The sequence below is a fragment of the bacterium genome, from assembly GCA_021372775.1.
Lineage (GTDB): Bacteria > Acidobacteriota > Polarisedimenticolia > J045 > J045 > JAJFTU01.
In genome coordinates this window covers 1-8,130 of sequence record JAJFTU010000074.1, presented here as the reverse complement: position 1 = coordinate 8,130, position 8,130 = coordinate 1, and the positions used below count along the sequence as shown (strand labels likewise).

Genomic DNA, 8,130 nt, shown 5'->3' with positions numbered 1-8,130 from the left:
CAGCCTCCCCTACGGCGTCGGGTGATCGTCGGCGGCGGCCATCGCGGAGACCGCGCGGGCCATCTTCGTCCAGGCCTGCGTCAACTCGCCGTCCGGCGCGGCCTCCGCGCCGACCGCGGACTCCACCGCCCCGGCGAGGCGGCGGATCGCCGCCGCGCGGTCCTCCAGCGCCGCCGCCATCCGGTTCAGCGCCGCGGCGTCCTCGCGCAGGTAGTCGCCGGAACGCAGCGCGGCCCGGGCCGTGAAGTCCCCCGCCCCGATCTGCCGATGGACGTCGCGGAACCGGAGCAGCGGACCCGCCAAGCGGTGCGAAATGACGACGCTGTGGAGCACGAGCAGCGCCACGACGACGATCGCCCCCGGCCACGTCCGCCGCGACAGCAGGCTCAGCTCTTCCGCCGCGGCGCGACGGACGTCCGAAGATCCGGTCGTCAGATACGCCGCGACCGACGGCCCGAAAACGACCATCCCCAGCGCGACGACGAGGATGACGCCGTGAATCAAGTGAGATCCGAGAAGGCGGAACTGGACCGGATGAACGAGCAGACTGCGGCGTCGGCGCGGACGGTCCACATGCCCTCCCCGCGGCGCGGCGCGCCGCTCGCGGGTTGTGTACCGCGAAATCCGCGGCGCGCGGCGGAAGCGGGATGGTTCGGCGTATCCTTTTGCGCCGCCATCCCGGAACGAGGAGCCAGCCGATGACCAGATGCCTCTCGCCCTGCGCCGCCCGCGGCGTCCCGCGGGCGACGAAGCCCGGCGCCCCTCGTCCATCCTCGGGCAACACCCACCCCAGCGGAGACCGACCGTGAAGAAGATCCTCGTGGCCGTCGCGTTGGCCGCCTGCGCCGTCCCGGCGTCGGCCGCCCCGAAGGAGCCCGCCGTGCCCAGCGACCGTGCTCAAGTTGCCGAGAAGTACACGTGGAACACCGCCGACCTGTATCCCTCGATCGCCGCGGCGCTGAAGACGCGCGACGCCCTCGCCGAGCGGATTCCGTCGCTGGCCCGCTTCCAAGGCCATCTCGCGGACTCGCCGGCCGCGCTGTTCGACGCGCTCGACGCCGTGTCGAACGCCGACCGCGACCTCTCGCGCCTCTACACCTACTCCAGCATGCGGCGCGACGAGGACACGCGGGTCAACGAGACGCTCGCCCTCCTGCAGAGCGTGCAGCTCCTCGCCGTGAAGATGGGGGCGACGACGAGCTACCTGCGCCCCGAGATCCTCGCCATGGACCCGGCGAAGGTCCAGGAGTTCCAGTCCAAGGAGCCGCGCCTCGCGCCGTTCAAGATGCTCCTCGACGACCTGATGCGCCGCCGCGCCCACACCCTCTCGGCGAGCGAAGAGAAGCTCGTCGCGCAGGCCGGGGACATGGCCGGCGCCGGGGCCGAGCTCCATTCAATCTTCACCAACGCCGAGCTCCCCTACCCGACCGTGACCCTCTCCACCGGCGAGAAGGCGTACCTCGACGCCTCCGGCTACGGCAAGTACCGCGCGGCGACCAACCGCGCCGACCGCGAGCTGGTCTTCAAGGCCTTCTGGGACGAGTACGGGAAGTTCCGCCGCACGATGGCCTCCTCGCTCTACGCCGCCGTCAAGTCGCACATCTTCTTCAAGGACGCGCGCAAGTTCGACTCCAGCCTCGACGCCGCGCTCTTCGACAACAACATCCCGACGAGCGTCTACCGCCAACTCGTCGCCGACGTCCACGCCAACCTGCCGACGTTGCACCGCTACCTCGAGCTGCGGCGGCGGATCATGGGGCTGGACAAGCTCCGCTACCAGGACATCTACGCGCCGCTCGTCCCCCGCGTCGAAAAGACCTACACCGCCGAAGAGGCGACCGATCTGACGCTCGGCGCCGTCGCGCCGCTCGGCCCGGACTACGTCGCCGCGCTGCGCAAGGGATTCGCCGACCGCTGGGTCGACTTCATGCCGACGATGGGGAAGCGCTCGGGCGCCTACAGCACCGGCGCCTACGGCGTCCACCCGTTCCAGCTCCAGAACTTCAACGGGCAGTACGACGACGTCTCCACGCTGGCCCACGAGTCCGGCCACTCGATGCACACCTTCCTGTCGGACAAGCGCCAGCCGTACCCGACGCACGACTATTCGATCTTCGTCGCCGAGGTCGCCTCGACGCTCAACGAGAACCTGCTGCTGCACTTCATGCTCGACCGCACGCAGGACGACGCGACCCGCCTCGCGCTGCTCGGCAACTACCTCGACGGCCTGCGCGGCACCCTGTTCCGCCAGACCCTCTTCGCCGAGTTCGAGCTGAAGATCCACGAGATGGCCGAGAAGGGCGAGCCGCTGACCGCCGACGCGCTCGACAAGCTCTACCTCGACCTGACGCGCGAGTACTACGGCCACGACAAGGGGATCTGCCAGGTGGACGACATGCTCGCCGTCGAGTGGGCCTACATCCCGCACTTCTACTACAACTACTACGTCTACCAGTACGCGACGAGCCTCGTCGCCTCGACCAGCATCGCCAAGGCGATCCGCGAGGAAGCGGCGCAGGGCAAGACGACGACCCGCGACGCCTACCTGACGATGCTCTCCTCCGGCTCGTCGAAGTACCCGATCGACCTGCTGAAGGGGGTCGGCGTGGACATGACCACCTCCAAGCCGTTCCAGGCGGCGATCGCCGAGATGAACGCCGTGATGGACGACATGGACAAGATCCTCGCCCGGGCGAAGAAGTAGCCCGGCCGCGGCGGGACCGCCGAGGCGCGGGGCCGTCCTTCGGGGCGGCCCCGCTTCTTTTCGGCGCCGCGAGTCTTCCCGCGCCGCGCCTCTTCCCCGCACGCGCCGCGCACGGTCGGCCGGTCGCGCGCCCGGGCGGCCGTTCGTCGTCCCGCTCCGGCCGTTCGTCTCTTTCTCCGCGAACCATCGGCCACGGCCGCCGCGGCGGGCCGCCGCGGCCCGTCCCGCCCCGCGCTATCCTCTTCGTCCCCACCAACCCTTGGAGCCCGCAGCGATGTCCATGCGCCTTCTGCTCCCGGCCGCCCTGGCCGCGGGAATCTTCTGCACCGTCGCCGCCGCGCAGGAGCCGCCCGCGCCGGCGAACGACGGCGACCTCCGCGCGCTCGTCGAAGCCGCGGGAGACGCCTCCGCCAACGGCGGCGCCGACCGCGTCGTCGTCTTCCGCCGCACCGACGTGGACGTCGAAGAGTCGGGCCTCGCCCACATCGTCGAGCGCCAGCTCGTGAAGTGCCTCAGCGAGAAGGGGGCGGCGGAGCTGGCGCGGTTCCGCTTCGACTACGACCCGACCTCGAACCTGGTCGAGGTGCGGCGCGTGCGGGTGCTCCGCGCCGGCGGGGCGGTCGAGACCGTGGACGCGGCGAAGGCGGCCGACCTGCCGCAGCCGCAGCACATGATCTACTGGGGCGCGCGGATGAAGATCCTGCAGCTCCCCCGCCTCCTCCCCGGCGACGCCGTCGAGGTCGAGTCGTACACCAAGGGGTTCCTGATCGCCTACCTCGACGACCTGGCCCGCGGCGGCGCGCCGGAGGACGAGCGCTACATCCCGCCGATGCGCGGCCACTTCTACGACGTCGTCTTCTTCCAGGACGACGCGCCGGTGAAGCTGCGCCACTACGCGGTGCGCACGCCGAAGGACAAGCCGCTCCAGTTCGAGGTCTACAACGGCGAGGTCAAGACGTTCGCCGGCGTCGAAGGGGACAAGCTCGTCTACCGCTTCTGGAAGGAAGGGCTCCCCGCCTACGAGGCCGAGCCGCGCGCCGTCGCCCCGTCCGACGTGCAGACGAAGGTCGTCCTCGCCACCGTCCCCGACTGGCGCGACAAGTCGCGCTGGTTCGCCGAGGTCAACGACCGCCAGTTCGCGGCCGACGAGCGGATCAAGACGAAGGTCGCGGAGTTGACGAAGGGACTCGACGACGACGGCAAGGTCTCGGCGATCGTCCACTGGGCGGCCGACAACATCCGCTACTCCGGGATCACGATGGGCAAGGGCGAGGGATACACGCTCCACCCCGGCCCGATGATCTTCGAGGACCGCTCCGGCGTCTGCAAGGACAAGGCGGCGATGGCGATCACGATGCTGCGCGCCGCCGGGTTCACGGTCTATCCGGCGATGACGATGGCCGGCGCGCGGGTCGAGCGGATCCCGGCCGACCAGTTCAACCACTGCGTCGCCGCGCTGCGCCGCAAGGACGGCACGTACCAGCTGCTCGATCCGACGTGGGTTCCGCTCTCGCCCGAACTCTGGTCGAGCGCCGAAGGCGAGCAGAACTACCTGATCGGCGCCCCGGAAGGCGAGACGCTGACCGCGACGCCGGCGTTCGACCCCGCGGCGCAGCTGCTGCGGCTCGACTCGAACGCGTCGCTCGACGCCGCCGGCACGCTGCGCGGCACGCTCGTCCTGACCGCGACGGGGCTCGTCGACCAGCGGCTGCGGCGCGACCTCGTGTCGGGCGCCGGCGCCGCCGACCGCCAGGCGTGGTTCGAGCAGATCGTGGCCGGAATCGCCCCCGGCGCGACGGTCGAGCCGGTCGCCGTGGACTCCGCGGCGCTGCTCGATCCGCGGCGCCCGCTCCGCTTCGAGATCCGCTACGCGATCCCGCGCTACGCGCTCGCCGGCGACAAGACGCTCTCGTTCGCGCTCCCCGCGCTGCGCCACCCGTTCCGCTCCCCCGGCTACGCGCCGTACTGGGAAGCGGCCAAGGCGCCGCGCCGGACGCAGGCGCTGCAGCTCGGCGCCTCGCGCGTGTTCGAGCTGCACGAGACGCTGACGCCGCCGCCCGGATACCGCGTCGCGCGGCTGCCGCGCGAACGAAAGCTCGACGGGCCCGCCGCCGCGCTCGCCGTCTCCGCGGAAACGAAGGGGAACGCGATCGTTTCCGACTACCGGCTGACGATCAAGCGGCGCGTCGTGCCGGTCGACGCCTACGCCAACTTCCGCGCCGTCGTGCAGGAGGCGCGCGCCTTGCCGGAGGACCTGGTGGTCCTGGAACGGGAGGCCAAGTGAAGACGCTCCGGAACGTCGCCGTCGCCGCGCTCGCGCTCGCCGCGGCGTCCCTCCCCTTCCCCGCCCGCGCCGCCGCGCCGGAAGCCAAGCCCGCCGCCAAGGCCGCGCCGGACCGACCGGAAGCCAAGCCCGTTGCCAAGGCCGCGCCGACCGTTCCCGACGCGGTGCGGCGCGCCGTCGCCGAGGCGCCGGTCGCCGGCCAGGACGGCCGCGTCCTGCGGCAGGCGACCGAGGTCGTCCTCGGCCAGGACGGCCGCGTCGTGCGGCGCGAACTCCTCGACCTCCAGCCGTTCACGCCGTGGCTCGACGCCCACGGCTACTTCGACCCGAGCGTGGACTGGAACGACGCCCGCTCGACGCTGACGATCGACGAAGCGTGGACCTTCACGCCGGAAGGGCGGCTCGTCGCGGCGAAGGAGAACAGCCTCGTCGCCAACACCGCCGCGCCGCTGGAGTGGGCCGCGCCGTACGCCTCGCTGCGCGAGATGACCGTCTCGCAGGTCGGCGTCGAGACGCGCGGCGTCACGCGCCTCGCCTACACGATCGCCGACCGCGCGCCCGCGCCGCGGCCCGCGGCCTCGGGCGTCCTCGACCTCGACGGCCCGCTGCCGATCGCCGAGCGCTCGATCGAACTCGCCGCGCCCGCCGCGTCGCCGATCCGCTGGAGCGCGCTCGGCTGCGCGCTCGCGCCGCGCGAAACGCGCGACGGCGGGCTCGTCCGCCTCGCCCTGCGACGCGCCGACGCGCCGGCCGTCGTCCCGAACGAGGCGCTCGCCGGGAACCTCGGCCGCTGCCGTCTGGCGTATTCCACCGCCGCCGACTGGAACGCCGTGCGCGCCGACCTCTTCGACCGGATCGACGGCGCCGCGAAGCCGACCGCCGCGATCGAGGCGGCGGCGAAGCGGATCGTCGGCGACGCGACGCTCGACGTCGAGCGGATCGAGAAGCTCCACGCCTTCGTCGTGGACGGCGTGCGCACGGTGCGCTGGCCGATCGCCGCCTTCGACTTCGAGGCCCGCCCGGCGGCGGCGACGCTCGACTCGAGCGTCGGCCACCCGCTGGACAAGGCGGTCCTCCTCGCCGCGCTGCTGCGCGCCGACGGCCGCCGCGCCGTCGTCGTCCTCGCCGCCGACGAGCCGCTGCCGGCCGACGTCGCCGCGGCCCCGCAGCTCCTGACCGAAGCGTGGGTCGCCGTGGACCTCGGCGGACGCGCGACCTGGTTCGACCCGACGACGCCGCTCGCCAAGCGGAACGTCCTCCAACTCGCGGGACGCTCCTTCCTGACGATCGACGCAAAGGCGCACGGCCTCGAGACGGCGCCCGCGCTCGACGCCGCGCGCAACCGCGCCGCCCTCGACGTCTCGTTGAAGCTCGAAGAGCGCGGCCGGGAACTCGCCGTCGCCGGCGCCGCCGACGTCGATCTCGCCGGCCTCTACGATCCCGCGCCGGCGTTCGACCGCGACGGCGTGGACGGCGCGCGCGTCCTCGGCGGCGCCCTCGACGGCCTCGGCCGTCCGGGCGTCCGCGGGACCGCGGTCGCGGCGAAGAGCGCCGAGGCGCTCTCGCTGCGCCTCGCGCTCGAAGGGGGCGCCGTTCCGCTCGCGCGCGACGACCGCCCGGTCGCGCTGCGCCTGCCGCGCGTTCCCGGCGCGCTGCGCGGCGACGCGCTGCAGATCTGGCGCGGCCGGCGCGCGCGCCCGCTGCAGCTTCCCGTCCCGGCGGAGGAGCGGACGCGCGTCGCGCTCGAGCTTCCCGCCGGCTTCGAGCCACTGCGCCTTCCCGCCCCGCTGCGGATCGACAACGCCGTCGGCTCGTACGCGCGCGAGGTGTCGCGCAACGGCCGCTCGGTCGTCGCGACGACGACGCTCGTCTTCAAGAAGGCCGTCGTTCCGCCGTCCGACTACCCCGCGCTGCGGGAGCTCCTCGCCGCGGCCGAAGGAGAGGACGGCGCGACGATCGTCCTCGTCCGCAAGGAACGCTGACGCGCGGCGACGATCGTCCTCGGCTTCGAAACAGCGAGAGGGCGGGCCGCGACGGCCCGCCCTTTTCGCGTCCTGGGACTCACGGAAGCGGATCGGGCGGCGGCAACTCGTCGAGATGGTCCCGCAGCGCGGGCGACAGGTAGAACCGCGGCTCGAGCAGGTCGTCGTCCGGCGCGACCACCCCCTCGCGCAGCGCGGCGGCGGCGAGCGGCGTGCCCGGGTAGATCCGGATCCCGACGGTCGTCTTCAGCCCGTCGAGCCGGAGCGAGGCGGCGAACTCGAGGCTCCGCGCGACGGTGTCCATCGTCTCCCCCGGCCCGCCGATCAGCAGGAAGCCGCGCCGCCGCACGCCGCGCTCGGCGAGCGCGTCGGAAACCGCGCGCACGTCGTCGGGCGAGAACCGCTTCCCCAGCGCGCGCAGCACCCCCGGATCGCCGCTCTCGAAGCCGAGGCTCGTCTCGACGCAGCCGGCCGCGGCCATCGCCCGCGCCAGTTCCGGCGAGAGCCGCCTGGGGTAGACGATCGCGCGGAACTCCAGCGGCGCCCCCAGCGCGGCGATCGCGCGGCAAAGCTCGAGCGCGTAGGCCTCCGGCTCGTTGAAGACGTTGTCCACGAAGAAGACGCGGCGGAAGCCGGCGTCGGCGACCGCGCGGAGGTCCCGCACGACCGACTCGACCGCGCGGAAGCGGAGCGCGCGTCCTTCGATCAGCGCCGTCGAGCAGTAGGCGCAGTCCATCGCGCAGCCGCGCCGCGTCTGCACCGGCACGAGCAGTTCCGGATCGGCGGCCGCGTCGCTCCACGCCGCGAAGTCCGCCGCCGGGAAGCGGTCGAGATCGACGGAGCGCGCCGGCGCCGAACCGCCGCCGCCCCCGCGGACGAGCACGCCGGGAATCGCCGCCGCGTCGCCGCCGCGGGCGATCGTCTCCAGCAGCGCCGGGAACGCCGTCTCCCCCTCGCCGCGCACGCCGTAGTCGGCGCCGAGCCGCTCCAGGGCGGCCCGCGGAAAGATGCTGTACCCCGCGCCGCCGACGACGATCGGCGCCGCCCCCGCGGCGCGGCAGGCGGCGACGGCCGCCGCGGCGAGCGGCAGCAGGAAGCGCGCCCGGCGCATGTCCACGTTGTCGATGTTGCGCACCGAGAGACCGACGACGTCGGGAGGC

The 8,130-nt window shown here is 73.1% G+C and carries 5 protein-coding genes; 3 read left to right on the top strand and 2 right to left on the bottom strand.

Annotated elements, in window-relative coordinates; all coding sequences use genetic code 11:
* Positions 1 to 9: 9 nt before the first annotated feature.
* Entirely contained in the window at positions 10 to 504 is a 495-nt protein-coding gene (locus LLG88_02810) for a hypothetical protein (protein MCE5245838.1), read from the bottom strand.
* Positions 505 to 805: 301 nt separating this feature from the next.
* Between LLG88_02810 and pepF the strand changes: the two genes are divergently transcribed.
* The 3 genes from pepF to LLG88_02795 all read left to right on the top strand — a co-directional run bounded on the left by pepF (position 806) and on the right by LLG88_02795 (position 6,970).
* Complete coding sequence (gene pepF / locus LLG88_02805) at positions 806 to 2,704, top strand: oligoendopeptidase F (GenBank protein ID MCE5245837.1); 1,899 nt, start codon at positions 806 to 808, stop codon at positions 2,702 to 2,704.
* A gap of 274 nt (positions 2,705 to 2,978) precedes the next feature.
* Entirely contained in the window at positions 2,979 to 4,988 is a 2,010-nt protein-coding gene (locus tag LLG88_02800) for a DUF3857 domain-containing protein (GenBank protein MCE5245836.1), read from the top strand.
* Complete coding sequence (locus tag LLG88_02795; protein MCE5245835.1) at positions 4,985 to 6,970, top strand: DUF3858 domain-containing protein; 1,986 nt, start codon at positions 4,985 to 4,987, stop codon at positions 6,968 to 6,970. The genes LLG88_02800 and LLG88_02795 overlap by 4 nt, the downstream gene beginning before the upstream one ends.
* A gap of 79 nt (positions 6,971 to 7,049) precedes the next feature.
* On the opposite strand, the gene LLG88_02790 is transcribed toward LLG88_02795, so the two are convergent.
* Positions 7,050 to 8,130: radical SAM protein (locus LLG88_02790; GenBank protein MCE5245834.1), on the bottom strand; the 1,081-nt coding region annotated here is incomplete at its 5' end.